The sequence below is a fragment of the Candidatus Dactylopiibacterium carminicum genome (assembly GCF_014736495.1).
Taxonomy (GTDB): Bacteria; Pseudomonadota; Gammaproteobacteria; order Burkholderiales; family Rhodocyclaceae; genus Uliginosibacterium; species Uliginosibacterium carminicum.
This window is the reverse complement of sequence record NZ_MDUX01000004.1, coordinates 1-25,584: the sequence shown is the minus strand read 5'-3', so window position 1 is coordinate 25,584 and position 25,584 is coordinate 1. Positions and strand designations below refer to the sequence as shown.

Annotated in this window: 21 protein-coding genes and 1 pseudogene; 10 read left to right on the top strand and 12 right to left on the bottom strand. The window is 67.3% G+C overall.

All coding sequences use genetic code 11. The annotated features are described in order from the left end of the window. Nucleotides 1-67 precede the first annotated feature (67 nt). Nucleotides 68-1,987, top strand: coding sequence for a molecular chaperone HtpG (htpG, locus tag BGI27_RS02055; protein WP_095523254.1), 1,920 nt, complete (start codon nt 68-70; stop codon nt 1,985-1,987). Between the two features lie 350 nt (nt 1,988-2,337). On the opposite strand, the gene BGI27_RS02050 is transcribed toward htpG, so the two are convergent. The 6 genes from BGI27_RS02050 to BGI27_RS02025 all read right to left on the bottom strand — a co-directional run bounded on the left by BGI27_RS02050 (nt 2,338) and on the right by BGI27_RS02025 (nt 12,616). After that, nucleotides 2,338-3,294 (bottom strand): glucokinase, encoded by a 957-nt coding sequence (locus BGI27_RS02050; protein ID WP_095523253.1) that lies wholly within the window; start codon nt 3,292-3,294, stop codon nt 2,338-2,340. A gap of 792 nt (nt 3,295-4,086) precedes the next feature. Next, nucleotides 4,087-5,298, bottom strand: coding sequence for a M20 aminoacylase family protein (locus BGI27_RS02045; RefSeq protein WP_095523252.1), 1,212 nt, complete (start codon nt 5,296-5,298; stop codon nt 4,087-4,089). Beyond that, the gene (locus BGI27_RS02040; RefSeq protein ID WP_095523251.1) at nt 5,298-9,212 is read right to left on the bottom strand and encodes a non-ribosomal peptide synthetase; all 3,915 of its coding nucleotides are present in this window, start codon (nt 9,210-9,212) and stop codon (nt 5,298-5,300) included. Before BGI27_RS02040 ends, BGI27_RS02045 begins: the two co-directional genes overlap by 1 nt. After that, entirely contained in the window at nt 9,209-9,469 is a 261-nt protein-coding gene (locus BGI27_RS02035; protein WP_095523250.1) for a phosphopantetheine-binding protein, read from the bottom strand. Before BGI27_RS02035 ends, BGI27_RS02040 begins: the two co-directional genes overlap by 4 nt. After that, complete coding sequence (locus BGI27_RS02030; RefSeq protein WP_223871549.1) at nt 9,466-10,752, bottom strand: MFS transporter; 1,287 nt, start codon at nt 10,750-10,752, stop codon at nt 9,466-9,468. Before BGI27_RS02030 ends, BGI27_RS02035 begins: the two co-directional genes overlap by 4 nt. A gap of 397 nt (nt 10,753-11,149) precedes the next feature. Next, nucleotides 11,150-12,616 carry a YncE family protein gene (locus BGI27_RS02025; RefSeq protein WP_223871548.1) on the bottom strand — a complete coding sequence of 489 codons (1,467 nt, stop codon included), beginning with the start codon at nt 12,614-12,616 and terminating at the stop codon, nt 11,150-11,152. Between the two features lie 373 nt (nt 12,617-12,989). On the opposite strand from BGI27_RS02025, the gene BGI27_RS02020 reads away from it, so the two are divergent. The 9 genes from BGI27_RS02020 to BGI27_RS01980 all read left to right on the top strand — a co-directional run bounded on the left by BGI27_RS02020 (nt 12,990) and on the right by BGI27_RS01980 (nt 22,425). Further along, complete coding sequence (locus tag BGI27_RS02020) at nt 12,990-14,147, top strand: isochorismate synthase (RefSeq protein WP_095523249.1); 1,158 nt, start codon at nt 12,990-12,992, stop codon at nt 14,145-14,147. A gap of 8 nt (nt 14,148-14,155) precedes the next feature. Continuing rightward, nucleotides 14,156-15,805, top strand: coding sequence for a (2,3-dihydroxybenzoyl)adenylate synthase (locus BGI27_RS02015; protein WP_095523248.1), 1,650 nt, complete (start codon nt 14,156-14,158; stop codon nt 15,803-15,805). Then, nucleotides 15,805-16,440 (top strand): isochorismatase family protein, encoded by a 636-nt coding sequence (locus BGI27_RS02010; protein WP_095523247.1) that lies wholly within the window; start codon nt 15,805-15,807, stop codon nt 16,438-16,440. Before BGI27_RS02015 ends, BGI27_RS02010 begins: the two co-directional genes overlap by 1 nt. Before the next feature lie 37 nt (nt 16,441-16,477). Continuing rightward, on the top strand, nt 16,478-17,248 hold the full coding sequence (locus BGI27_RS02005) for a 2,3-dihydro-2,3-dihydroxybenzoate dehydrogenase (RefSeq protein ID WP_095523246.1): 771 nt from the start codon (nt 16,478-16,480) through the stop codon (nt 17,246-17,248). 31 nt (nt 17,249-17,279) lie between these two features. Then, nucleotides 17,280-18,383, top strand: coding sequence for an ABC transporter substrate-binding protein (locus BGI27_RS02000; RefSeq protein WP_095523245.1), 1,104 nt, complete (start codon nt 17,280-17,282; stop codon nt 18,381-18,383). A 95-nt stretch (nt 18,384-18,478) separates the two neighbouring features. Then, nucleotides 18,479-19,552: a FecCD family ABC transporter permease gene (locus BGI27_RS01995; protein WP_223871547.1), complete on the top strand. Its 1,074-nt coding sequence runs from the start codon at nt 18,479-18,481 to the stop codon at nt 19,550-19,552. Then, a complete protein-coding gene (locus BGI27_RS01990) occupies nt 19,552-20,364 on the top strand; it encodes an ABC transporter ATP-binding protein (protein ID WP_095523244.1) in 813 nt (270 codons plus the stop codon). The genes BGI27_RS01995 and BGI27_RS01990 overlap by 1 nt, the downstream gene beginning before the upstream one ends. Continuing rightward, nucleotides 20,361-21,221 carry an alpha/beta hydrolase gene (locus tag BGI27_RS01985; RefSeq protein ID WP_095523243.1) on the top strand — a complete coding sequence of 287 codons (861 nt, stop codon included), beginning with the start codon at nt 20,361-20,363 and terminating at the stop codon, nt 21,219-21,221. Before BGI27_RS01990 ends, BGI27_RS01985 begins: the two co-directional genes overlap by 4 nt. Before the next feature lie 259 nt (nt 21,222-21,480). After that, nucleotides 21,481-22,425, top strand: coding sequence for an HrcA family transcriptional regulator (locus tag BGI27_RS01980; RefSeq protein WP_095523242.1), 945 nt, complete (start codon nt 21,481-21,483; stop codon nt 22,423-22,425). Here the strand turns inward: BGI27_RS01980 and BGI27_RS01975 are convergent, their stop codons facing one another. From BGI27_RS01975 to BGI27_RS01955, 6 genes and pseudogenes are all read right to left on the bottom strand, one after another. After that, nucleotides 22,426-22,944: a hypothetical protein gene (locus BGI27_RS01975; RefSeq protein ID WP_095523241.1), complete on the bottom strand. Its 519-nt coding sequence runs from the start codon at nt 22,942-22,944 to the stop codon at nt 22,426-22,428. Between the two features lie 154 nt (nt 22,945-23,098). Further along, the gene (locus tag BGI27_RS18610; RefSeq protein ID WP_317984270.1) at nt 23,099-23,539 is read right to left on the bottom strand and encodes an aldose epimerase family protein; all 441 of its coding nucleotides are present in this window, start codon (nt 23,537-23,539) and stop codon (nt 23,099-23,101) included. Nucleotides 23,540-23,624: 85 nt separating this feature from the next. Next, nucleotides 23,625-23,948, bottom strand: a pseudogene (locus BGI27_RS18605) (aldose epimerase family protein); the annotation flags it as partial. Between the two features lie 11 nt (nt 23,949-23,959). Then, nucleotides 23,960-24,580, bottom strand: a complete 621-nt coding sequence (locus BGI27_RS01965; protein WP_095523240.1) for a DNA-3-methyladenine glycosylase I — start codon at nt 24,578-24,580, stop codon at nt 23,960-23,962. After that, nucleotides 24,577-24,885: a putative quinol monooxygenase gene (locus BGI27_RS01960; RefSeq protein WP_095523239.1), complete on the bottom strand. Its 309-nt coding sequence runs from the start codon at nt 24,883-24,885 to the stop codon at nt 24,577-24,579. Before BGI27_RS01960 ends, BGI27_RS01965 begins: the two co-directional genes overlap by 4 nt. 228 nt (nt 24,886-25,113) lie before the next feature. Further along, nucleotides 25,114-25,584 (bottom strand): acetate uptake transporter (locus tag BGI27_RS01955; RefSeq protein ID WP_141239823.1); only part of this gene is annotated, 471 nt, incomplete at its 5' end.

Sequence of the window (25,584 nt, the reverse complement as noted above, 5' to 3'; positions counted from 1 at the left end):
TGAAATGGCTCGGGTCGTCCCAATCTTGGGGAATGTTAAACAAACGCCTTTCCGGAGGATTCAGAGCATGACTGATCGGGCAGCCTTTGCCGCTGAAACACGTGGGTTCCAGGCCGAAGTGAAGCAATTGCTTCACCTGATGATCCATTCACTGTATTCCAATCGCGAGATTTTTCTGCGCGAATTGGTTTCCAACGCTTCCGACGCCTGCGACAAGCTGCGTTTCGAGGCCCTGGACAAGGCGGATCTGTTCGAGAACGACAGCGCGCTGAAGATCCGCATCGGTTTCGACAAGGGCTCGCGCACGATCACCATTTCCGACAACGGGATCGGCATGAACCGCGACGAGGCCGTCGCCCATCTGGGGACGATCGCCAAGTCGGGCACCAAGGAGTTCTTTTCCAGGCTCTCCGGCGACAAGCAGAAGGATGCCAACCTGATCGGCCAGTTCGGCGTCGGCTTCTATTCGGCCTTCATCGTCGCCGACAAGGTCACGGTGCTGAGCCGCCGCGCGGGCGAGCCGGCCGAGGCCGGCGTGAAGTGGGAGTGCTCGATGGCCGGCGACGAGGCCGGCGAGTACACCGTCGAACCCTATGCCAAGGCCCTGCGCGGCACCGACATCATCCTGCAGCTGCGCGAAGGCGAGGACGACCTGCTCTCCGGCTGGAAGCTGCGCAGCATCATCCGCAAGTATTCCGACCACATCGTGCAGCCCATCCTGATGCAGAAGGAGGAGTGGGACCAGGAGAAGGCCGAGAACGTCCTCCAGGACGAAGAGGAAACCATCAACCAGGCCAATGCGCTGTGGACCCGCGCCAAGAACGACATCTCGGACGATGACTACAAGGCCTTCTACAAGCACGTCTCGCACGATTTCGAGGACCCCATCGCCTGGAGCCACGCCAAGGTCGAGGGCCGCCACGAATACACCCAGCTGCTCTACATCCCGAAGCGCGCGCCCTTCGACCTGTGGGACCGCAATCCGCGCCACGGCCTGAAGCTCTACGTGCGCCGCGTGTTCATCATGGACGACGCCGAGAAGCTGTTGCCGCACTACCTGCGCTTCGTGCGCGGCGTGGTCGATTCGGCCGACCTGCCGCTCAACGTGTCGCGCGAGATCCTGCAGGAGAGCAAGGATGTCGACACCATCCGCGGCGGCTGTGCCAAGAAGGTGCTGAACCTGCTCGAGGACCTCGCCGAGAACCGCCAGGAAGACTACGCCGGGTTCTGGCGCGAGTTCGGCCGCGTGCTCAAGGAAGGCCTGGGCGAGGACCACGCCAACAAGGACAAGATCGCGGGCCTGCTGCGTTTTGCCTCCACGCATACCGACACGGCCGACGAGAGCGTCTCGCTCAAGGATTACATCGGCCGCATGAAGGAAGGCCAGGAGAAGATCTACTACGTCACCGCCGAGAGCTTCAATGCGGCGAAGAACAGCCCGCACCTCGAAGTCTTCCGCAAGAAGGGCATCGAAGTGCTGCTGCTCTCCGACCGCATCGACGAGTGGGCGGTGGGCTACCTGACCGAGTTCGACGGCAAGCAGATCGTCTCGGTGGCCAAGGGCGACCTGGATCTGGGCAAGCTGGAGGACGAAGCCGAGAAGAAGAAGGTCGAGGAGCAGGCCGAGGAATTCAAGCCGCTGCTGGAGAAGATCAAGACCAGCCTGGGCGAGCGCGTCAAGGAAGTGCGCGTGACGCACCGCCTGACCGACAGTCCGGCCTGCCTGGTGGTCGACGAGCAGGACATGGGCGCGAACCTCGCGCGCCTGCTGAAGGCCGCCGGCCAGGACGTGCCGACCTCGGCGCCGATCCTCGAGATCAATCCGGAACACCCGGTGGTGAGCCGTCTGAAGAGCGAAGAGGCGAAGTTCGACGACTGGGCCGCGGTGCTGTTCGATCAGGCGCTGCTGGCCGAGGGCGGCACGCTGGACGACCCGGCGACCTTCATCAAGCGCATGAACCAGCTGATGCTGGACATGCGCCAGTAAGCCCGCCGCCCGCCAGACCGACTAAGGCCGCGCAAGCGGCCTTCGGTGTTTCAGGCTGACAAACTTTCGTCTGGCTGGCGCCCATTCATGCTTCGATACCTCAGCACGAACGGGATTGTGGCAAGGAGCGTATCCGGCACGAAATCCGTTCGTGCTGAGGTATCGAAGCGCGAGCGGATTTCATCACGACCGACCTTCGAGCGTCCGAGCCAAGCTGAGGTCGCACAGACGGGCTTCGTTTGTGGGTGAAGCTGGCCCGATGGCGCCATGGCGGAATCCTGGAATCCATGCCCCGGATTCCAGCCTTCGGCCTGCACCCGAGCCGGCTGCAGCGCATTCAGTTTCGCGCTTCAGCCTGCCGCTGGGCTGAGCGCCTCGTCGAGCAGGGCATTCACGCCCAGCAGCGCGGGGGTTTCGGCGGTGATGAGGTAGCAGGGAATGCGTGCGAGGTAGGTGGCAAAGCGGCCCTTGGCCTCGAAGCGTTCGCGGAAGATCGAGTTCAGGAACAGCCCGCCCAGCCGGGGCAGGATGCCGCCGCCGAGGTAGATGCCGCCCAGCGCGCCCAGCGTCAGCGCCAGATTGCCGGCCACGGCGCCGAGCATGCCGCAGAAGCATTCCACCACTTCGCCTGCGCGTGCATCGCCCCGCAGCGCCGCCGCGGTGATCTCCGCCGCCGTGCGCGGTTCGGGCGGCAGGCCGTCGCGTGCGCGCAGGGCGTCATGGATCAGTTCCAGCCCGGGGCCGGAGAGCAGGCGTTCCGCCGAGACGTGGCCGTGGCGCTGCCAGGCGTACTGCAGGATCTGGATCTCCCGCGCGTCCGTCGGCGCGAAGCTGACGTGGCCGCCCTCGCTGGCCAGCGCCCGCCATCCGGCGCCGCTGCGGACCAGGCCCGAGACGCCCAGCCCGCTGCCGGGGCCGAGCAGGCCGATGGCCGCGTCCGGCTCGGGCTTGCCGCCACCGATGCGCACCAGCTCATGCCGCCCGAGCACGGGAATGGATCGCGCCAGCGCGGTGAAGTCATTGACGATCAGCAGCGTCTCCAGCCCCAGACTGGCGCGCATCGCGGCGATGGAAAAGCGCCAGTCGCGGTTGGTCATGCGCACTTCGTCGCCACTCACCGGATTGGCGATGGCGATCGCGGCATGGCGGACCCGCGCCTGCTGCGTTGAAAGATAGGCGCGGATCGCGGATTCCAGGCTCGCATGATCGTCGCCCTTGAGCGTGCTGACGGCATGGATCTCGCCATCGCACAGGGCGAAGCGCAGGTTGGTGGCGCCGACGTCGGCTAGCAGGCGGGGTGTGTGCATTGTTGTGGGTTCCCGGAGGCTGACCGGGGAATTGTAGGGCGCAATCGACGCGAAGCACATTGCCGGGGGTTGCCGGCAGGGCAATCGCCTGAACATCTGAACGGCAACCCCTGTTCACCGCAGAGGCGCAAAGACGCAGAGGGCCGCGGAGAAAAGCGAGCGGCGCATGTGATTCCGGGCGCAGACAGATGAGAACCCGGGGTTGCTCTGCGTTGCTCCGCGTCTTTGCGTCTCTGCGGTGAGCCGCCCGCAGGGCCGACTACGTTTCAGGCGATGGCCCTGGGCTTGCGGCACCCGTTCATGCTTCGACAGGCTCAGCACGAACGGGGTTGTGGCAGCGGGCACGCCTGGAGTCCGGGCGATGGATTCCGCATTGGCTTCATCCCGGCGCAAGCCGGGATCCAGAATGGCCCGCCCCCTGGATTCCGGCTCGGGCGAAGCCCAGCTTGTCCCCGGATCGAGTCCGGGGCCGGCTCTGAGCCTGCCGAAGGGCCGAAATGACAGCCATTTTTTCGCCATGCTCCATCCGGGCAGCGGCTGGCGCCCGTTCATGCTTCGATACCTCAGCACGAACGGGGTTGGGACGATGCGCGCGCACTCACCGAAATCCGTTCGCACTGTGGTATCGAAGTGTGGGCGGATTTGGCGTGCCAGGCGATGAACATGGCGCACCTACGCGACTCCCAACTCTCGACTCCTGAAACCTGCGGACACGATCCAGCGCAAAACCTTGCGCTCGAACATAGAATCTACCGCCTGGCACGGGCGGGCGCTCGTCGGGACGATCCGCCCTCAATCCGCCGGCCGGGCTAGCCAGCGCTGCGCCAGCCGGGCGAGGAAGCCCGCGCCCAGCGGCAGGATGGCGTCGTTGAAGTCGTAGCTCGGGTTGTGCACCAGGCACGGTCCGTCGCCGTGGCCGGGCAGGCGGTGTTCGCCGTCGCCGTTGCCGATGAAGGCGTAGCAGCCGGACACCGCTTCGAGCATGAAGGAAAAATCCTCGGCGGCCATGATCGGCGTTTGCTCGATCACCTGCGCTGGCGTCAGCAGTTCGCGCAGCACCTCGCGCGCGAAGGCCGTCTCGCGGGCATGATTGATCGTGGCCGGGTAGTTGCGGCGGAATTCGAAGTCCACCCGCGCGCCGAACACGGCGCCCGTGTGTTCGGCGATCTCGCGCATGCGCCGCTCGACCAGATCCAGCGTCCCAGCGGCATAGGCGCGCACCGAGCCCTGCATCTCGCAAGTGTCCGGAATGACGTTGGGCACGTCGCCGGCATGCAGCATGGTGATGGAGATCACCGCCGTTTCCAGCGGCGGCTTGTTGCGGCTGATGATGGTCTGGAAGGCCTGCATGATCTGCGCGGCGACCGGGATCGGGTCGATGGCCAGATGCGGCATGGCGGCATGCCCGCCCTTGCCGTGGATGGTGAGTCTGAACTCGTTGTTGGAGGCCAGCACCGGCCCGGGCGACAGCGCCACCGTGCCGGTCGGGATGCCCGGCATGTTGTGCAGGCCGAACACCGCTTCCATGGGGAATTGCGCGAACAGCCCGGCGCGCATCATTTCACGCGCGCCGCCGCCTTGCTCCTCGGCCGGCTGGAAGATCAGGTACACCGTGCCGTCGAAGCCGCCATGCGCGGCGAGGTATTGCGCCGCGCCGAGCAGCATCGTGGTGTGGCCGTCATGCCCGCAGGCGTGCATCCTGCCTGGGTTGAGGCTGGCATGGGCGAAGCGGTTGGTCTCGGCGATCGGCAGGGCGTCCATGTCCGCGCGCAGGCCGACGGCGCGCGGCGAGCCGCCATGCTGCAGGATGCCGACCACGCCGGTGCAGCCCAGCCCCCGATGCACGGGAATGCCCCAGCCGGTCAGCAGGCTCGCCACCAGGTCGGCGGTACGCTTCTCCTCGAAGGCGAGCTCCGGGTGGGCATGGATGTCGCGCCGCAGCGCCGTCAGATAGTCCGCCTGGGCGGCGATCTCCACGACCGGACGCAGGGAGGTGCGCGGCATCAGGCGGCTCCTGGCGACAGCTTGGCCAGCAGCATCGGCGCGATCAGCGCGCTGGCTTCCGGGCCGGTCATGTGGGCATGCAGCATGGGGATTTCGAGCGTTTCCAGATGCTGCGCGTAGGGCTGCCACAGGGCGGCCTGCAATTGCGGCTTGTCGGCGTGGTCCAGCCCCGCGCGCACGTGCAGCAGGCTGCCCGCATGGCGCTGATGATGGTGCTGGCGGATCAGCCGGTTGGTGTCGGTGACGACGCGCACCACGCCTTCCAGCGCTTCCACCGGCAGATGCCCGAGCGCCGAGTCGCCCTGGCGCAGGAAGGCGACGACTTCCTCCTGGGTGGTGAGATCGAGGTGCGCGTCCGGGTCGATGCCGGCCACCGCCAGCAGGGCGCGCAGCGCCTGGGCCGGCGTCGGCTCGGCCTCGGCGCGCCAGGCGTCCGAGGGATAGGCGTCGAGCATGGCGACCAGGCCGACCTCGTGCCCGTCGCGGCTGAGCGCCACGGCCATGGCCTGGGCGATGATGCCGCCGACCGACCAGCCCAGCAGGTGGATCGGGCCGTGCGGCCGGACTTCGAGCGCGCGCCGGGCATATTCCTCCGCCAGCGCGTCGATGTCGTGCGGCAGCGGGTGGCCGGGGGCCAGGGCCGGCGATTGCAGCCCGAACACGCTGCGCGACGGGCCCTGCGCGGGTCTGGCCAGGGCCTGCGCCAGATGGCGGTAGCCCCAGGCGATGCCGCCCGCCGGATGGATGACGAACAGCGGCGGTTGGACGGGGTCTCCCGCGGCCAGCTGGATCAGCGGCGCCAGGCCGCTGTCGAAGCGCGCCTCGCTGTGGTCGATGACGGCCGCCAGCGCTTCGACGGTGGGCGTCGCGAAGAGCGTGCCCAGGCCGGGGTTGCGCTGCCAGTGCTCCTGGATGCGCAGCATCAGGTCGACGGCGGCGAGCGAATCGCCGCCCAGGTCGAAGAAATCGGCCTCGGCGCCCGGCGTGGCCGCCAGGCCCAGCACCTCGGCATAGAGCCGCGCCAGGGCCTGCTCCGTGGCCGTCTGCGGCGGGCGCTGCGCGCTGACGCTCTGCGTGGGGGCGGGCAGCGCCTTGCGGTCGAGCTTGCCGTTGGCGGTCACCGGCCAGTCTTCCAGCTCGACGATGGCGCTGGGCACCATGTAGTCCGGCAGCTTGGCGGCGATATGCACGCGCAACTGGCCGGCGTCGTATTCCGCGCGCGGCTGGACGTAGGCGACCAGGCGCTTGTCGCCGGCGCGGTCCTCGCGGACGATGACCTCGCCGCGCACCACGTGCGGATACGCCGCGATGGCGGCCTCGATCTCGCCGAGTTCGATGCGCAGGCCCCGCAGCTTGACCTGATGGTCGCTGCGGCCGAGGAAGATCACCGCGCCGTCCTCCCGCCAGCGGGCCAAGTCGCCGGTCTTGTAGATGCGCTCGCCCGGGCGGTGCGGGTCCGCCAGGAAACGCTCGGCGGTCAAGTCGTCGCGCCCCAGATAGCCGCGCGCCAGTTGCACGCCGCCGAGGTAGAGGTCACCGGCCACGCCCGGCGGCAGCGGGCGCATGCGCTCGTCGAGCACGTACAGCCAGGTGTTCCACACCGGGAAACCGATGGGGACGGGATGCGCATGGTCGTCGCGCCCGGCCGGCCAGTAGCTGACGTCCACGGCGGCCTCGGTGGGGCCGTAGAGGTTGTGCAGCTCGCCCGACAGCGTGGCGTGGAAGCGGTCGCGCAAGGGGGCGGGCAGTTCCTCGCCGCTGCAGAAGACGCGTTGCAGTTGCAGGCCGCGCGCGCCCGGGGTGGCCAGGAAGGCCGACAGCATGGAGGGCACGAAGTGGCAGGTGCCGATGCGCTGGTCGCGCAGGATGCTGGTCAGCCAGGCGGGATCGCGGTGTGCCTCGGGCGGGGCGATGACCAGGGTGCAGCCGGTGATCAGCGGCAGGAAGAATTCCCACACCGAAACGTCGAAGGTGGCCGGCGTCTTCTGCAGGATGCGTTCGCCCGGGGCGAAACCGTAGTGCTGGCGCATCCATTCAAGCCGGTTGACGATGGCGCGATGCTCGATCATCACGCCCTTGGGCTCGCCCGTCGACCCCGAGGTGTAGATGACGTAGGCGGCCTGCGTGGGCCGTACCACCGGTAGCGGTGCGGCATCGGCCTGCGCCGGCCAGCGTTCGGGCGGCAGGCAGTCCAGGCCGTCGGGCAGTCTGGCCGCATCTTCCGCGTGCACCAGGGCGCAGCGCGGTCCGGCCAGCGCGACCACGCGCGCCAGGCGCTCGGCGGGGTGGGCGAGATCCAGCGGCAGGTAGGCGCCGCCCGCACGCAGCACCGCCACCAGCGCGATCAGCAGCTCCAGCGAACGGGGCAGGGCGACGGCAACGAGTGCATCCGCAGCCACGCCGCGTTGCCTGAGAGCGCCGGCCAGCGCGCGCGTGCGCACGTCCAGTTCGGCATAGCTCAGTTGTTCGCCCTCAAATTCGAGCGCGATGGCCTGCGGATCGCGTGCCATGCCGGCTTCGATCAGGGCTGTGAGGGGGGGGGCCGGCACTGCATGGGCGGTGGCGTTGACCTCGAAAAGGTAGCGTTGCGCTTCGGCCGGACTGGCCAGCGGGATGTCGCCCACGGTGCGCGCGCCCAGGGCCGCGTCGAGGAAGGCCGGCAGGCGGGCCAGATGGGCGGCGACGCTGTCGGCGCTGTAGAGATCGGGGTTGGCCTCGATCTCCAGGTCGAGCATCTGGCTGCCGTCGCCGCGGAAGCCGATGGTGATGTCGTCGACAGGGCCGGTGCCGAGGATCTCCAGTTCGGTGCTGACGCCGGGCAGCACCACGGGCTTGTAGAAGGGCTGCACGTTGATCAAGGCGCCGTGCAGCCGGCGCTGGCCGCCGAGCAGGCCGAGATCGCGGCGCAGCTGTTCGCTGCGGAAGCGGCCGTGGCGCCGAGCGCGCAGCTGCTTGGCGGAGAGTGCCTGGATGAAGTCGTGCAGTGCATCGTCGGCGCCGGCGGCAAGCGCCAAGGGCAGCACGTTCATGACGGTGGCCGTGGCGCGTGCGCTGGCGCGCCCCAGGCGGTTCATGTAGGGCACGCCGACGACGGTCTGCGCGGCACCCGCCATGCGCAGGCAATAGAGGGCGGTGAGCGCGGTGGCGACGTCCGGCCAGGGTTGGCCGAGCTGCTGGGCGAAGGCCAGCAGGCGGGTGCGCTGCGCCGGCGGCAGGGAGGCGCTCTGGCGGTGTGCGTGGCGGGTGCTGACCGCGCGCCCGGCGGCCATGCCGGCCACTTCCGGCATGGGGGTGAAGGCTTCGCGCCAGAAGGCGCCGTCCTGCGCGCGCCGTTCGCCGTGCAGATAGGCCTGGTCCTCGTCGATGACGACCAGCAGCGGGTCCAGCGGCACCTGCAGCGTGGGCGGGATCTCGTTGGCGTAGTACTCGCACACCCGCGTGGTCCACAGGGCCATGCCGTAGCCGTCGTTGGTCAGATGGTGCGCGCGCTGGTACCAGGCGAAACGCTGCGGCCCGAGGATGTAGAGCTGCTGGCGCGCCAGCGGATCGCTCGCCGGCGCGAGCGGCGTGGCCATGTCCCGCTGCATGGCGGCGCGGGCCGCCGCACGCGGATCGTGCTCCCGGCTCAGGTCCACGAGTTCCAGCCAGGGCGTGCGCGCGGGGTCCAGCCACTGCTCGGGACCGTTCGGGCCCTGGCGCATGGCCAGGGAGAGCGACTGCGCTTCGCGCGCGGCCTGGTTGGCCGCCTCGGTGAAGGCGGCCACGTCGAGCGGGCCGTCGATCCACAGCGCATGCGCGGTGTTGAAGCTGGGATTGTCCGGTGCCAGCTGCTGGGCGTACCACAAGCCCGACTGGGCCTCGGTCAGCGGCCAGACGACCGTCTCGGGAATGGCCGGTTTGCCGAAATCGTTCATGTCCGTGCCTGACGCTTGCTGATGACTTGCCACATGGCGTTGAGGGTGAGCTGTCCGGCCAGTTCGGAGATGTCCAGCTGCAGTCCCGTCCGGTTCCACTCGGTGATGAGGTTGAGCAGGCGCAGGGAGTCCAGCCCCCAGTCCATGAGGTTGTCGTCCAGGCCGATATCCTGCGGGGATTCATGGATGATCCTGGCGATTTCGGCGCGCATGGTGTCCAGCGTGAGTGCGGCGGAAGTGGCGGGGTTTGTGTTCATGGCTGTGCTTGGGGAGAAGTGGGTTCAGAAGGGGGAACGGTGGCGCGGCGCAGCCCGGCGAACAGGGCCAGGCCCAGCAGCAGGGCGCCGATGAGCAGATAGGGCAGGCCGGGCGCGATCCGGTACAGCAGGGTGCCGGCCAGCGGCGCCACCACCATGCCCAGGCCCTGGGCGGTGGAGATCGTGCCGGCGGCCGCGCCTTGCTCGTGTTTCTGCACGGCATTGGCGGCCATGGCCTGGAAGGCCGGAAAGACGAGGCCCATGCCGAAGGCGGCCACGGCATAGCTTGCCAGCAACTGGCCCTGCGTCGTCACCATGGGCACGCAGGCGAAGCCCGCGCCGGCGATCGAGGCTCCGAGCCAGAGCCAGCGGTTCAGCGGCATGGCCTTCAGGCGGATGACGAACTGCTGCGCGACGATCTGCGCAACGCCCACGGCCGACAATGCCAGGCCGGCGGCGCGGGCGCCGCCGAGCGCATCGAGCTGCAGGCGGTCGATGGCGACGAATCCCACCAGGACCTGGGCGACGGCGACCGAGGACATGGCGATCAGCGCCGTCGCGCTGGCCAGGCGCAGGCGTGGATCGAACAGCCGCACGCCACTGGCCGGACGGGGGCCGCCGGACGAGGTGCCGTCGGTGCGGCGCGGGACGCCGAGGAACACGGCGAGCAGCGCCAGCACGGGCAGGGCCGCGGCGGCATGGAAAGCCAGTCCGAGATCCCAGGCCGCCAGCCCGCCGGCCACAGCAGGGCCGAGCACCATGCCGACGGCGTTGGCGGAGCCAAGCTTGGCCATGCGGGCAGGGCGTTGCGGGGGCGGCGTGCAATCGGCGATCAGCGCCGCGGTGGTGGGCGGCACGGCTGCATAGACCGCGCCGATCAAGGCACGGGTGAGGATGAGCAGCGCGATCGTGGCGAGGATGCTCATCTGCTGGCGCAGCGCCATGTCGACGCCCGCGGCGAGAACGAAATAGGTCAGGGCGAATACCGCAAACCCGATCAGCAGCACCGGTTTGCGGCCATGGCGGTCACTCACGCCGCCCCACCAGCGCGCAAGCGCCATCCAGAAAACGCCGCCGATGGTGATCGACAGCCCCGGCACCCACTCCGGCAGGCCGAGTTCGCGCGCGGCCGGACCAATCACGGCGACATAGGCCATCATCGCCATGCTGCCCGCCAGCGCGGCGAACATCAGGACGGGCAGGCGCAACGCCCGCTCCGGCGCGGAGGACGGCGGGAGCGGGCTGGTAGCGCGTTCGGCGGGAGGCGTGTGGTTCGTACTCACTGGGTTTCGGCGAAAGTCGGAATGCAAGACAGCATGGCACACGGCCATTGGCAAGCGTCCTCGACAGGCTGGAAAGCGCATCGCGCCGGATGGGTTCCGGCGCGATGCGTTGCATGCTCTCAGAGCTGGTTCAAAGTCTTTTCATTGTCATAAATCTGGCAGCAGTATGGTTGGGACGCTGCGTAAAACTCCTCCCGGCCTCCCCTTATCAGGAGAGGAGTAAACCAGATCGTGCCGGAGCGAACTCTCTCCCCTGATAAGGGGGCGGGAAGAGGGAGTTCGCAAGGCACTGCCTTGCGCCTCTGAAGCGGATCAGGTGTGCAAACCTGATCCTCCGGCTGGGGAGGGGTTTTCATGGCATATGGAAGACATTGAACAAGGCTCCCAGGCCCTGCCGTCAGCGCGGCGTGATGCGCGTGACACGGTCGCCTTCGGGGTCCTCGCTGCCGCGGGTCTTGTTGATCAGATAGATCGTGCCCTTGCCATCGTCGGCAACGTGATTCGGATAGGAGCCTCCCGGCAGGTTGGCGACGATCTTGCCGTCCATGTCCACCACGGTCACGGTACCGGCCGCGCGGTTGGATACATAGGCCCAGCCACGGCCGGCATCGACCGCCACGTTCAGGGAGCCGGCGCCCACCTTCACGTCGTGCAGCGTCTTGCCGGAGGCGAGATCGACGATCAGCAGGTTGTCGGAGCCCTGGGCGGCGACCAGCAGGCGGTTGGTCTTGGCATGGAAGGCCACGCCGATGGCGGACAGGGCGCCCTCGACCGGGAACACCTTCTCGACTTCGCCAGCCTGCGTGTCGATGACGGCGGCTTCATTGGTGCTCATGCTCACGGTATAGAGCTTGTGGTTCGTCGAATCGAGCTTCAGGCTCAGCGGCGAGAACGCCTTGGGCGCACCGCCGCCGGGGCCGCCGGCAGCGATGGTGGTCTTGATCTCGATGTTCTTGACGAACTCCAGCTTCTTGGCATCGAAGACGGCGACATTCGGCGTGCCGAACGCGGAGGTGTAGACCTTGCCCGCCTTTTCGTCGACCTGCACGTCACGGGCGTGCGGCACCAGGCCGGGCTCGAACTGCTTGAGCAGCGTGAGGTCGGACTGGCGATACACGGCCACGGTGTTCTGGCGCGTGTTGGTGACCCAGACGTTGCCATTGACATCGTCCACGGCAACGCCATACACGGCGAACAGGCCGGGATCGCGCGGCGCGTTGCCGCCCGGGCGTCCCGCACCGCCTGCCGGCAAGGCCGGCGCCGCGGCGGGCGTCACCGCCTTGGCGATCTCCAGGGTCTTCGCGTCGAGCTTGACCAGCTGGGTCTGGTTGACCGGCGGACGGCCGACGGCGGAAGTGACGTAGATGGCATTGTTCTTGGACGAATAGGCCGACTGATAAAGCCCCGGCACCACCTTCTGCGCAGTCATGGCGAAGCGGTCCTCGCCCGAGAGGGCCACATCCGGCGACACCTTGAGTGTGTGGATCAGCGCGGCGGCGGGCTTGAGCGCGCTCACCACCACCGAATGCTGGCCGATCGGCGCGTCCGCCGGGACGCTGAATTCGGCGCGGAACGTGCCGTCGGCGCCGACCACCACGGGCTGGCCGCTGCCCAGCGCGAGGCCGCCATAGGTCAGGCGGATCTCCTGCCCCGGCTTGAAGTCACGGCCAGCCAGCTTGACCTCGGTGCCAGGCACCACCACCGGCGTGTCAACCATGACGCGACCCTTGAAACCGGTGTCCGGCGTGTCGAAGGGCGTCGCCGCGTGGGCGCCCGCCGCTATGAGTACCGTAAATGGCGCGAGCAGGGCGATGCGTGCCGCGGCACGAACGGGGCCGTGGAACGAGAAGGGGCTGTGCTTCATGTGTGCTCCTGGAAAAGGTGTTGCATGGAAGGGAGAGTTCCTTGTTGCGCGGGGAGCCCGGAGGACGCCGTCGGCAAAATTCGCTGTCACTTGTTAATGAGAGTGGTTATCATTTATACCACTGGCTTCCGCCCCAGGGAAGCTGCGGCCGGCCGCGAAATGCCGTGCTTACGAACTTTTACGGGGCGTCCGTTTCCGTCGCATAAGTAATGAAAATTATTTCCATTTATAATTTTCCGCAGGCTGCTTGCCCAGGCCCCGGGCATCCGGAATCGGTCTGTGCGGGCGTCGCCGCGCAATCCGCGCGACAAGCTTTGCCTCGCCAGTTTGCCCATGCGGGTATTCGTTGCAGCTGCCTGGAGGTGGGTGATCGATGAGTGACATGCGGTTTTCCGGCGCCGCCGAAGTGGCGTCGTTGTTCCTGTTGCAGGCTCCGTTGCGTTCCCTGGAAGCCACGGGCTGCCGGACGAGGCTGCCCGCCGGGCCGGCGGCGACCCTGGCGGCAAGGGTGCGCACCTTCTTCGCCACGCCGCGCAGCGGGCCGGCCCTGCTGGTGGGGGCCCTGCCATTCGATCCGCATGCGGACGATGCCTTATTCCAGCCGGAGCAACTGACGACGCCCGATCTGCATGGGCGCGGGCCGCTGCCCGTGCTGGCCGGGGAGATCGTGGCCGAGCCGCCGGCCGCGGCCTATGCGGATGCCGTTGCGCAGGCGCTGGTGCGTCTGCAGGCAGCGGCTGGCGCTCCGTGCAAGGTGGTGCTTGCGCGCAGCCTGCATGCGCAGGCCGCGCAGCCGGTGAATCCCCGCGCGCTGGCCGCGCGCCTGGGGCGGGATGCCAGCGTGGCGACCTACGTGGCGCCATTGCCCGTCGCGGAGGAGCGGGAGCCGGCCTGGCTGGTGGGGGCTTCTCCCGAGTTGCTGATTTCGCGTCGCGGCACGGCCATCGTTTCCCATCCGCTGGCCGGATCGGCACGCCGCAGCGCCGATCCCGCCGAGGATGCGCGCATCGCGGAAAGGCTGCTGGCCTCGGCCAAGGATCTGGACGAACACCGCTATGTGGTCGATGCCATCGTCGAGGCGCTGAAGCCCTTGTGCGGCGAACTGGACGCGCCCGAACGCCCCGGCCTGCATGCGACCGCGACGATGTGGCATCTGGGCACGCGCATCACGGGCACGCTGAAGGATGCCGCGGTGTCGGCCGCCGAACTGGCCGGACTGTTGCATCCCACGCCCGCAGTCTGCGGCACGCCGCGCGAGCCCGCGCTGGCGGCCATCCAGACGCTGGAACCGGTGGCGCGCGGGTTCTATGCCGGTGCCGTCGGCTGGACCGATGCCGAAGGCGATGGCGACTGGTATGTGGCGATCCGCTGCGCGCATGTGCAGGGCACCGCGCTGCGCCTGTTCGCCGGGGCGGGGATCGTGGCCGAATCCAGGCCCGAGGCCGAGGTGGATGAAACCGCGGGCAAGTTCATGGCGATGCTGAACGCACTCGGCATCGACGATGAGCAGGCCCTTTCCGACAAGGGTTGAATCAGCAGATGAACGATACTTCCGTGGCCGCCCGCGTGCCGTTGCGCCAGGTCTGGCCTGAAGCGCTGGTTGCGCGCTATCGCGCCGCCGGCTACTGGCGCGATGAAACCATGCCCGGCTTCCTGTGCGACCGCGCCGAACGCTTTGCCGACGACGTCGCGGTGATCGGCGGCGATGTCCGCTGGACTTACGCACAACTGTGGCGGGAGGCCGGACGCATCGGCGCCGGCCTGCTGGCGCTGGGGCTGCGCCCCGGGGACCGGGTGCTGGTGCAGCTGGGCAACGTGCCCGAATTCATCGCCGTGGTGTGCGGCCTGTTCCGTGCCGGCATGGTGCCGGTGTACGTGCTGCCCGCGCACCGCATCACCGAACTCGCGCATTTCGCGCGCAAGGCCGAGGCCAGCGCCTACATCACCGCCGGGCTGCACGAGGGTTTCGATCACCGCGCGCTGGCGCGCGCCCTGCGCGCCGAAGTGCCTGCCGTGGCGCATGTGGTGATCGCCGGCGAGGCCGAGGAATTCATCGCCCTGTCCGCGCTGGCGGGGGAGCCGGCCACGCTGCCGGCCGATCCGGACCCCCGGTCGGTGGCCTTCCTGCAGATTTCCGGGGGCAGCACCGGCCTGTCCAAGCTGATTCCGCGCACGCACGACGACTACATCTACAGCTTCCGGGCGAGCAACGAGCTGTGCGGCATCGACCACGACAGCGTCTATATGGTGGCCTTGCCGGCAGCACACAATTTCCCGATGAGCTCCCCGGGCTGGCTCGGCGCCCTGCATGCCGGCGCGCGCGTGGTGCTCAGCCCCGGCCCGGGCCCCGATGCCGCTTTCCCGCTGATCGCGCGCGAGCGCGTCACCGCCGTCGGCCTGGTGCCGCCGCTAGCCTTGCTGTGGGCGGATGCCGCGCCGAAGAGCACGCATGACCTGTCTTCGCTGCGGGTCGTGCAGGTCGGCGGCGCGAAACTGGTGCCGGAGGCCGCCAACCGTGTGATCGCCGGGCTGGGCTGCACGCTGCAGCAGGTGTTCGGCATGGCCGAGGGCCTGGTCAATTACACGCGCCTGGATGATCCCGCGGAGATCATCGTGAATACGCAGGGGCGGCCGATCAGCCCGGACGATGAGGTGCTGGTGGTCGATGACCTGGGCAATTCCGTGCCGGATGGCGCCAGCGGCTATCTGCTGACGCGCGGGCCGTACACCATCCGTGGCTACCACAATGACGACGCGGCCAATGCACGCAGCTTCACCGCGGACGGCTACTATCGCACCGGCGACGTGGTGCAGCGTCTGCCCGGCGGCTATCTGGTGGTGCAGGGCAGGGCGACCGACCACATCAACCGCGCCGGTGAGAAGATCTCGGCCGAGGAGATCGAAGACCATCTGCTGGCCAACCCGGGCGTGTTCGATGCCGTGGTAGTGTCGGTTCCCGACGAGTATCTCGGCGAGCGCAGCTGTGCCTTCATCATCCCGCGCGGCGAGCGCCCGCGGCCGCCGGCATTGAAGGCCTGGATGCGCGAGCGCGGGCTGGCCGCCTTCAAGGTGCCGGACCAGATCGTCTTCGTCGATGCCTTCGAGACCACGGCGGTGGGCAAGATCAGCCGCCGCGAACTGCGCGCGCAACTGCGCGAGAAATATCTTTCGCAACAGAAGGAGTCCTGATGGGCCTGCCCGTCATTCCCCCCTATGCCCTGCCCACGCAGGCCGAACTGCCCACGCCGCGCGCGCCCTGGCGGCCGCAGGCCGGGCGCCTGGCGCTGCTGGTGCACGACATGCAACGCTACTTCCTGCGGCCTTACACCGCCGATGCAGCGCCGCTGGCGCCGGCCATCGCCAACATCGCGCGCCTGCTCGAACACTGCCGCGCGCTGGAGGTGCCGGTGTTCTACACCGCCCAGCACGGCAACCAGGATCGCCGCGACCGCGGCCTGCAGGCCGATCTGTGGGGGCCGGGCATGAGCGCGCTGCCCGAGCACGAGGCGATCGTCGCCGAACTGGCGCCGCGGGCCGGCGAGCACGTGCTGGTCAAACACCGCTACAGTGCCTTCCAGCGCAGCAATCTGGAGACGCTGATGCGCGTGCGCGGGCGGGATCAGCTGCTGGTGACCGGCGTGTATGCGCACATCGGCTGCACCGCCACGGTGGCCGAGGCTTTCCAGCGCGACATCGAGCCCTTCATTGCCGCGGACGCCGTCGCCGATTTCTCGCGCGAGGATCACCAGGGGGCGCTGCGCTGGATCGCGCGCACCTGTGGCATGCCGATGACTACCGACGCCTTGCTGGAGGCCCTGCAATGACGGTCGACAACGGCCTCCTGGCCTGGATGGAGTTCCGATGCGACTGAGTGGGTTCGAAGGCACGGTCGCCCTGGTGACCGGCGCGGGCGGCGGCATCGGCGCGGCCCTGGTGCGCCTGCTGCGGGCCAGCGGCAGCGTGGTGGTGGCGACCGATCTGCTTGCGCCGGCACTGGCCGCACAGGCGGAGGCGCCGGCCGCGCATGCCGCGGCGCTGGACGTGGCCGATGCGGCGGCGGTCGACGCCCTGGTGGAGCGGGTCGAGCGCGAGATCGGCCCCATCGGTTTCGGCGTGAATGTGGCCGGGGTGTTGCAGAGCGGGACCATCGACACGATCGACGATGCCGAATGGCGGCGCGTGTTCGCGGTCAATGCCGATGGCGTCTTCCATGTGTCGCGCGCGCTGGCCCGCGTGATGAAGCCGCGCCGGCGCGGCGCCCTGGTGACGGTCAGTTCCAACGCGGCGGGCGTGCCGCGCCACGGCATGGCGGCGTATGCCGCCTCCAAGGCCGCCGCCACGATGTTTACCCGCTGCCTCGGGCTGGAGCTCGCGCCGCTGGGCATCCGCTGCAACATCGTGGCGCCCGGTTCCACGCTGACGCCGATGCAGACCGGCATGTGGACCGACGGCGACGGCGCGCGCCGCGTCATCGCGGGGCTGCCGGAGATCTACAAGGCAGGCATTCCGCTGGGCAAGCTGGCCACCCCGGAGGATATTGCCGGCGCGGTGATGTTCCTGCTGTCGGAGCAGGCCGGGCACATCGCGATGAGCGATCTCTACGTCGATGGCGGGGCGACCCTGCGCGCATGACCCCGGCCTTTCTTCTCCAGGAATCCCTTTCATGAAACGAGTCGTGCCTCGCCTGGCCGCCGTCTGCGGCCTGCTGCTGATGCTGTTGTCCGCCGCCGCGCCGGCGGCCGAGATCGTCGATCTGCGCGGACGCAAGGTCAGCGTGCCGGACAGGATCCAGCGCATCAGCATCGATGACGGCCGCTATCTGGTGGCACTGTCCCTGATCCATGCCGATCCGGTGAAGATGCTGGCCGCCTGGCCGCGCGACATCAACCGCATCGGCCCGGAAACCCATGCGCAGTTCCTGCAGCGCTTCCCGGCGCTGGCGCAACTGCCGCAGGTGGCCAGTTCGGCGGGCAGCTTCAACCTTGAGGCGGTGCTCTCGGCAGCGCCCGACGTGGCGGTGGTGTCGCTCGGCAGCGGCCCCAGCGATGCCCAGGTGGCGCAGTTGCAGGCGGCGGGGATTCCCGTGGTGTTCATCGACTTCTTCACCTACCCGTTCAAGAACCAGGCGGCGAGCCTGCGCATCCTCGGCAGGCTCACCGGCGCCGAGGCGAAGGCCGAAGCCTTCGTCGCTTTCCGCGAGCAGCATCTGCAGACGATTTCCCGGCGTGTGGCGAAGATCGCGCCGAAGGATCGTCCGACGGTGTTCCTCGAAGCCCACGCGGGCATGACCAGCGATTGCTGCAATTCGCCGGGCAAGGGCAACGTGGGGGATTACATCGAGTTCGTCGGCGGCCACAACATCGGCGCCGACGTGCTGACCGCGGCGGCCGGCAAACTGAACCTGGAATACGTGATCTCGCGCGATCCCCGGGTGTACATCGCCACCGGCGGGCCGCATCTGGCCAAGAGCGGCGGGCTGGTGCTGGGCGTCGGCTACGACGCCGCGCAGGCCCAGGCCTCGCTGGCAAGGATCGCCGGCCGGCAGGGCATCGCCGAGCTGACGGCGGTCAGGAAGCTCCGCACCCATGGCCTGGCGCATCAACTGATCAACTCGCCGATCGACATCGTGGCCATCGAAGTCTTCGCGCGCTGGGTGCATCCGGAACTGTTCCGCGATCTGGATCCCGCGCGCACGCTGGACGAGATCAACAGGCGTTTCCTGGTCGTGCCATACACTGGCACGGCTTGGGTCGATCTGCGCCCCTGATCCGGGGCCTGTCATTCCGGCTTTTGCCGGGATGGCGCCGATGCCAAGGGTTTCGCGTCCGACGCAACAGCATTGGAGTTGGGAGAATTTTTCGGGTGAATGAAAACAGCGTGAAGGGTGCCGCCACGGACGGCGCATCGATCCTGGCGGCCTACCGGCGCCTGCTGGCGCGGCGGGTGGCCATCGTCGCCGGACTGGCCTTGCTGTGCGTGATCGCCTTCGTGCTGGATCTGGTGACCGGACCGTCGACGCTGACGCCGGCGCAGGTGCTGGGCGGCCTGTTCTCGCCGGAGACGCTGACGCCGCCGCAACGCGCCATCGTCTGGCAGGTGCGCCTGCCTTACGCGCTGATGGCGGTGCTGGTCGGCGCCGCCTTGTCGCTGGCCGGGGCCGAGATGCAGACCATCCTCAACAACCCGCTGGCCAGCCCGTTCACGCTCGGCGTTTCCTCGGCGGCCTCGTTCGGCGCGGCGCTGGCCATCGTCATCGGCTTCAGCCTGCCGTTCGTGCCGGCCGACTGGATGGTGCCGCTCAATGCCTTCCTCTGCGCCTTCGGCTCGGTGCTGTTGCTGCAGATGATGACCCGCCGGCGCGGCGCGGGGGTGGAGACCGTGGTGCTGATGGGCATCGCGCTGGTGTTCGCGTTCAATGCCCTGGTCGCCTTCGTGCAGTTCGTCTCCTCGCAGGAAGCCTTGCAGCAGCTGGTGTTCTGGAGCATGGGCTCGGTGTCGCGGGCGACCTGGGGCAATGTGGGCGCGCTGGCGGCCGTCCTGCTCATCGTCCTGCCGTTTTCCCTGCATGCCGCCGGGCGGCTCACCTCGCTGCGCCTGGGCGAGGACCGCGCGCGCAGCTTCGGCGTGGATGTGTCGCGCCTGCGTTTTCTCGCGCTGCTGCGCGTGAGCCTGCTGTCGGCGACCTCGGTCGCCTTCGTCGGCACCATCGGCTTCATCGGCCTGGTCGGGCCGCACGTCGCCCGCCTGCTGCTGGGCGAGGATCACCGTTTCCTGCTGCCGGCCAGCCTGCTGTGCGGGGCGCTGATCATGTCCCTGGCCTCGGTGGCGAGCAAGACGCTGGTGCCTGGCGTGCTGATGCCGGTGGGCATCGTCACCGCCATGGTCGGCGTGCCGATGTTCCTGTTCCTGATCTTCCGCCGTCCGGAGCGTTCCTGATGACTGATGCCGCATTGCAGGTGCGCGGGCTGAGCGCCGGCTATCGACACCGCAAGGTGATCCAGGACCTGACCCTGCCACCGTTTCGGGCGGGGGAGGTGCATTCCCTGGTGGGGCCCAATGGCGCGGGCAAGAGCACGCTGATGCGCGCGCTGGCCGGATTGCAACCGGCCGCCGGCTCGGTGACGCTGGCGGGGCGCGAACTGCTCGGCCTGTCGCTGGCCGAGCACGCGAAGCAGATCACCTACATGCCGCAGACCCTGCCGCAGGGCGTGGCGCTGAGCGTGCTGGAAAGCGTGATCAGCGCGCTGCACGCCTCGCCGACGGGCGGCGATGGCGTGCGCAGGCAGGGCATGGAACAGCGCGCGGTGGCGGTGCTCGGGCGCGTCGGTATCATGCACCTGGCCATGGACGGGCTGGACCAGCTTTCCGGCGGCCAGCGCCAACTGGTGTCGCTGGCCCAGGCGCTGGTGCGGGAGCCGCGCGTGCTGCTGCTGGACGAGCCGATCAGCGCGCTCGACCTGCAGCATCAGTTGCGGGTCATGAAACTGGTGCATGAGCTCGCGCGCGAGCGCGGCATGATCGCCCTGGTGGTGCTGCACGACCTGCAGGCCGCCGCGCGCTGGTCCGACGGCATCGTGATGATGTCGCGCGGCCGGCTGATCGCCAGCGGGACGCCGGTCCAGGCCATCACGCCGCAGACGCTGGCGCAGGTCTATGGCGTGCGCGCCCGGATCGAGCATTGCTCGCGGGGGATGCTGCAGATCCTGGTCGATGACGTGCTGCAGCCCGGCGAGGCGGTCGCTCCATGACACAGGCCATCCTTCCCGGCGGTACGCCCTGGCGCGGGCTGCTGATGCCCGGCGCGCGGGAATGCAGGCTGCGCGCGGGTGCCAACGGCGCCGACTATCGCCTCAGCCTGTGGCTGCCGCCCGGCACGCCGCCCGTGGGCGGCTGGCCGGTGATTTTCGTGCTTGACGCCAACGCCTTGTTCGGCACCTTCGTCGAATCGATCCGGCGCTCCAGCCGGCGGCCGGACGCCACGGGCATCGGTCCGGCCGTGGTGGTCGGCATCGCCGCCGATGACGACGATCTGTATGCGCCCGCGCTGCGCGAGCGCGATTTCACGCCTGCCGCGTCCGGTGCGGAAGGCGGCGCCGATGCCTTCCTCGCCTTCCTCGTCGATGAGCTGGCGCCGGCGCTGCGCCGCGAATTGCCCCTGGATGGCGGGCGCCAGATCCTGTTCGGCCACTCCCTGGCCGGCTACTTCACGCTGCATGCGCTGCTGGCCCGTTCCGGGGCCTTCCACGGCTATGCGGCGATCAGCCCCTCGATCTGGTGGAACGAGCCTCATCTGCGCAGCCGCCTGCCGGTGCTGGCGGGGATGGAAGCACGCGTGTTCGTCGGGGTTGGCGAATGGGAGGACGAGCTGCCTCCCTGGCAGCGCGGCGTCGGCGGGCATGAGAAAGTGATCGAAACGCGCGCGCAGCGCCGCATGATCGCCAATGCCCGGGCCTTGGCCGGCGAATTGGGCGCCGTGCTGGGAGAGGACAAGGTGCTCTTCCGCCTGTTCCCGGACGAGGATCACGCGTCCGTGCTGATGATCGCAGTCCAGCGGGTGCTGCGCTTCGCGCTGAGGCCCGTCGCGGCGGACCCGGAGTCCTGCTGAGGGCCATTCCCTTTGGGGGCGGCTTCAGCCTCGAACGCTGGCCGGAATCGAGGTTCGCAAGCCGCGGCTTGCTCCTGCTCCGCATGTGGCACGCTACCCGGTAGGAGCAAGCCTCGGCTTGCGAAGCCTTCAACCGACAAATGGCCCCGACGCCTGGAAAGGGGCCTGGCCGGCGGGGCACGCGGAAATCGCTTCGATAGCGCTCACCAGTACGGGATTGGCGTTTTCGCAAACCGGCGCATGCAATAGAATCTGCGTCATGTCCCAGCTTGATCAACGCGCCCAGCTTCTGCTCAAGACCCTCGTCGAACGCTACATCGCCGAAGGGCAGCCTGTCGGTTCGCGCGTGCTCTCGAAGCATTCCGGCCTCGAACTGTCGCCCGCGACGATCCGCAACGTGATGTCCGACCTGGAGGACATGGGGCTGATCTCCAGCCCGCATACTTCCGCCGGCCGTGTGCCGACGGCACGTGGGTACCGGCTGTTTGTCGATACCTTGCTGACGGTGAAACCGCTGGCGCGGGCGGAAGTGCGTGAACTGGAGTCGCACATCCATCCGGACGAACCACGCCGCGTGCTGGCTACGGCCTCCAGCCTGCTTTCCGATTCGCGCGTGCTGCTGATCATCGTGACGACGAACGGCGACGTGCAGAATCGCATCTTGTTCACACGTCGCCCCTATACCTCGTCCGAGCTCACGGTGGCGGCAAACTACCTGAATCACCATTGTGCCGGGCTGGCATTCGGCGAGATGGTGGAACACATCCGGGGCGAGTTGCAGCAGTTGCAGCAGGATATGAGCGAGCTGATGACCGCTGCGATCAGCGTCGGCCAGGAGGCCATGGCCGAGAACAACGGAGGCTACGTGATCTCGGGCGAACGCCATCTGCTGGACGTGGAGGATTTGTCCTCCAACATGACCCGGCTGCGCGAACTCTTCCACCTGTTCGAGCAGAAGTCCGGTCTGGTGCAGTTGCTGGAAATTTCCAACCGCGCCGAAGGGGTGCAGCTCTTCATCGGGGGAGAGTCCGGCATCAGCCCGCTGGATGAATGCAGCGTGGTAACCGCACCCTACGAGGTCGACGGCCAGGTGGTCGGTACCGTGGCTGTGATCGGGCCCACACGCATGGCCTATGAACGTGTGATCCCGATCGTGGACATCACCGCGCGCCTGCTCTCCAGCGCACTTTCCAGCAAGGATTGATCAGCCCTGTGCCGGCTGGGGTTCTTCAGGCTCGATGTGCTGCTGCAACGCCTCCCACAGTCCCATCGCATCATTGCTGCCGACCAGGAAGGATTTGCCATCCCGTTGCGTGATCAGCACGCAATCCCGCCCGGAGACGTTGTAAAGCCAGCCGCGCCGCGTGTAGTGAATACCCCAGCCTTCCATGAAGCGTGACGTCGTCACCTCCGCCTTGACGATATCCACCAGCAAAACCTGCTTGCGGATCAGGCCCGGGCCGAAGATCACGCGCAGCCGCGTCTGATCGACCTCGGTCCACAGCCAGGCAAATTGCCAGGCCAGCAGGGTCAGCGCGCCAGCCACGCCGAGCAGTGAGTTCTGTTGCTGCGGGTGGAACTGAGACGAGGCCAGACACAAGGCGATGGGGATTGCGAACAGGGCCAGCATGGTCCAGCCGGTCTGTCGATGACGATAGGTTTGGGCTTCGTTCTGGTTGTCGGGCTTCTGGTTGCGTCGGGTGCGGCGAGAAGGTTTGCTCATGGTGTGGTCGGATTTTCATTTGTGTTGTTACAGGGGCTGGAAGCTTCGCGCTCAGTCCACCTGCCCGCGCAATGAACACCGGGGCTGCCTCAACGTGTGAAACGCTGGAGCCAGCCCCGGGAGAACGGTCTTTCAACCGGTCACGAGTAGATCTTCAGAGTGCGACGAGGCTCTGACGCCCCCACCAGGATTCCTGCGGCGGCAAGGATACCGGATGTTCGATGACGCCGGCTTCGACGCAGAGCATGCGACGGAAACCACTGGCTGGCATATCAGGAATGGTGGCGCAAGTGATCTCCCAAGGGTTCCATACCACGGTATCCGGCATATTTTCGGCGTTGATGCCGAGCGAGCGGCGATCGTCGCGCAGCAGCAGCGGATTCTGCGTGTCAAAGTACAGCCGAGTGGTTTCACGATCGATGGAAACGAACGTGCCGGTTTCCTGATGCTCCTCGTTTTTGAGCAGATCCCGATAACGCTGTCCGCGCAGTCCTTCGAGCTGTACCTCTTCGACTTCCTTCACGCCAAGATAGGTGTGCAGGGCGGCCGAGAAGGTAAAGGGCGTCTCGCCGGTGTTTTCGATCTCCAGTTCCATGTCCAGGCGGCCACCGGTGATGGCTTACCGTGAATTCGATCCGGAATGTGTGTGGCCAGAGCGCCCGTGTGGCCTCGTCAGCCTCCAGGCTAAGGATGGCGACCGCGTAATCATCTCCGGTACGGGCGTCACTGAGTTGCCAACTGCGGTCACGCACGAAGCCGTGCTGGGGCAGGGGGCCACTCTTGCCGAACTGGGGAAAGCAGATCGGAACGCCGCCGCGCACGGGCTTGCCATCCTCGAAGACGGCCTTGTCCGAGAGGTAGAGACGCTCTTCGCCACCGGCCGGCTTCCAGGAGACGACATGCGCCCCGTGCAGCAGCACCACGGCTTCGGCTCCGTCTGGTGCGCGTAGCTGGACTGCGGGGAGTCCCTTGAAAGTGATCTGGTTGGCAACCGCCTGGCTCATGAAAATTCTCCTTATCGGGAAGTGAAAGGTTTGAATGGGGTATCGGCTGCCTCTGCATGGCAGAAACAGTCGACGGTGTGATCATTGACCATGCCGGTAGCCTGCATGAAGGCGTAACAGATGGTGGATCCCACGAAACGGAAACCTGCCTTTTTCAAGGCTTTGCTCATGGCGTCCGATTCAGCGGTGCGCGCCGGTACCTTCTGCATGCTTTGCCAGCGATTCTGATGTGGCTGACCACCCACGAAGGACCACAGCCAGGCCACTACGTCACCCTGTGCCTCGCGCAGGGTCAGCCAGGCCCTGGCGTTGTCTATCGTGCTGGTGATCTTGGCCCGATTGCGGATGATGCCGGCGTCCTGCATCAGCTGCTCCACATCCGCGTCGGTCATCGCCGCCACGTGTTCGATATCGAATCCCAGAAATAGCCGACGGTAGTTTTCGCGCTTGCGCAGCACGGTGATCCAGGCCAGACCCGCCTGCGCACCTTCCAGCGTCAGCAATTCGAACAGTGCGCGCTCATCGGTGCAGGGCCTGCCCCATTCCTCGTCGTGGTAGACGCGATACAGCGGATCGGCAGCGCCTGCCCAGGTGCCCAGCCAGGCGCAGCGGGGGCGGTTATCCGTACTCATGCGTTGAATTCGCTCATGGGGGAAAGGGTGCGAATGTCTGGCAGTCCCTTCATCTTGCCGACCAGTTGGAGCACGGTCCTGGCAATCAGCGGAGAGTTCAGGTGGCGGTGATGGGCTTCCTGACTTTCCCAGCACTCTATGGTGTTGAGCAACAGAAAGCGTTTGGCATCGTGGTAGAGGTCCATGCGCAGGCAGCCTTCTTCCTGGCGTGCGAGCTCTATGGCTTCGACCAACACGCGACCAACCTCTTCGAGATGCTCAGGCAAGGCTTCAGCCTGTGTGATGACGTGAACGGGGCGATTCATGACTGGAATTCTGCTGGGGGAGTAAAGCTGGATTCTGGGTGTATGCGCAAAGACTTTGCAAGTGGTTGTCAGACAGCCTTTCTCAAGCTGTCAGTTATTTGATCGTAACGCGTAACGATAGTCCGCCCCCGTTTTGCAGGGCATTCGGGTTTGCCGTGGGGGGGCCTGAAGTCGAAAAAAAAAGCGATGCCCGAGGGCATCGCCTTGTCTCTGCAGGATACGAAGCACTTAGCCCAAGGGCAGCACTTCGCGGCCGTAGATTTCGTTGAGAATCTGTGCAGCAGCGGCATACATGGCCGAAGCGCCACAGATGATGCCTTCCCAGCCGGCCAGATGCTTGATGGTCTCATTGCCGGTTGCATCCCCGAGCCCCAGCAGAATGAACAGCAAGGTCAGCGAGCCGAAGATGAACTGCAGGGCGCGGGTCAGCTTGAGAGTGCCGACGAACAGGATCGCTGTGAAAATGCCCCACATGATTAGAAAGGCCACCATGCTGCCTTCGCCGGCAGGTGCCATCAGGCCGGTCTTGGGCAGACTGACGATACCGACCAGGGTCAGCCAGAAAAAGCCGTAGGAGGTGAAGGCCACCGTGCCGAAAGTATTGCCTTTCTTCCATTCCATCAGGCCTGCGAAAACCTGGGCAATGAATCGCCCCCGGTTCACTAGACACTTCGAAGCCTTAAGCTGGCAACCAAGTGG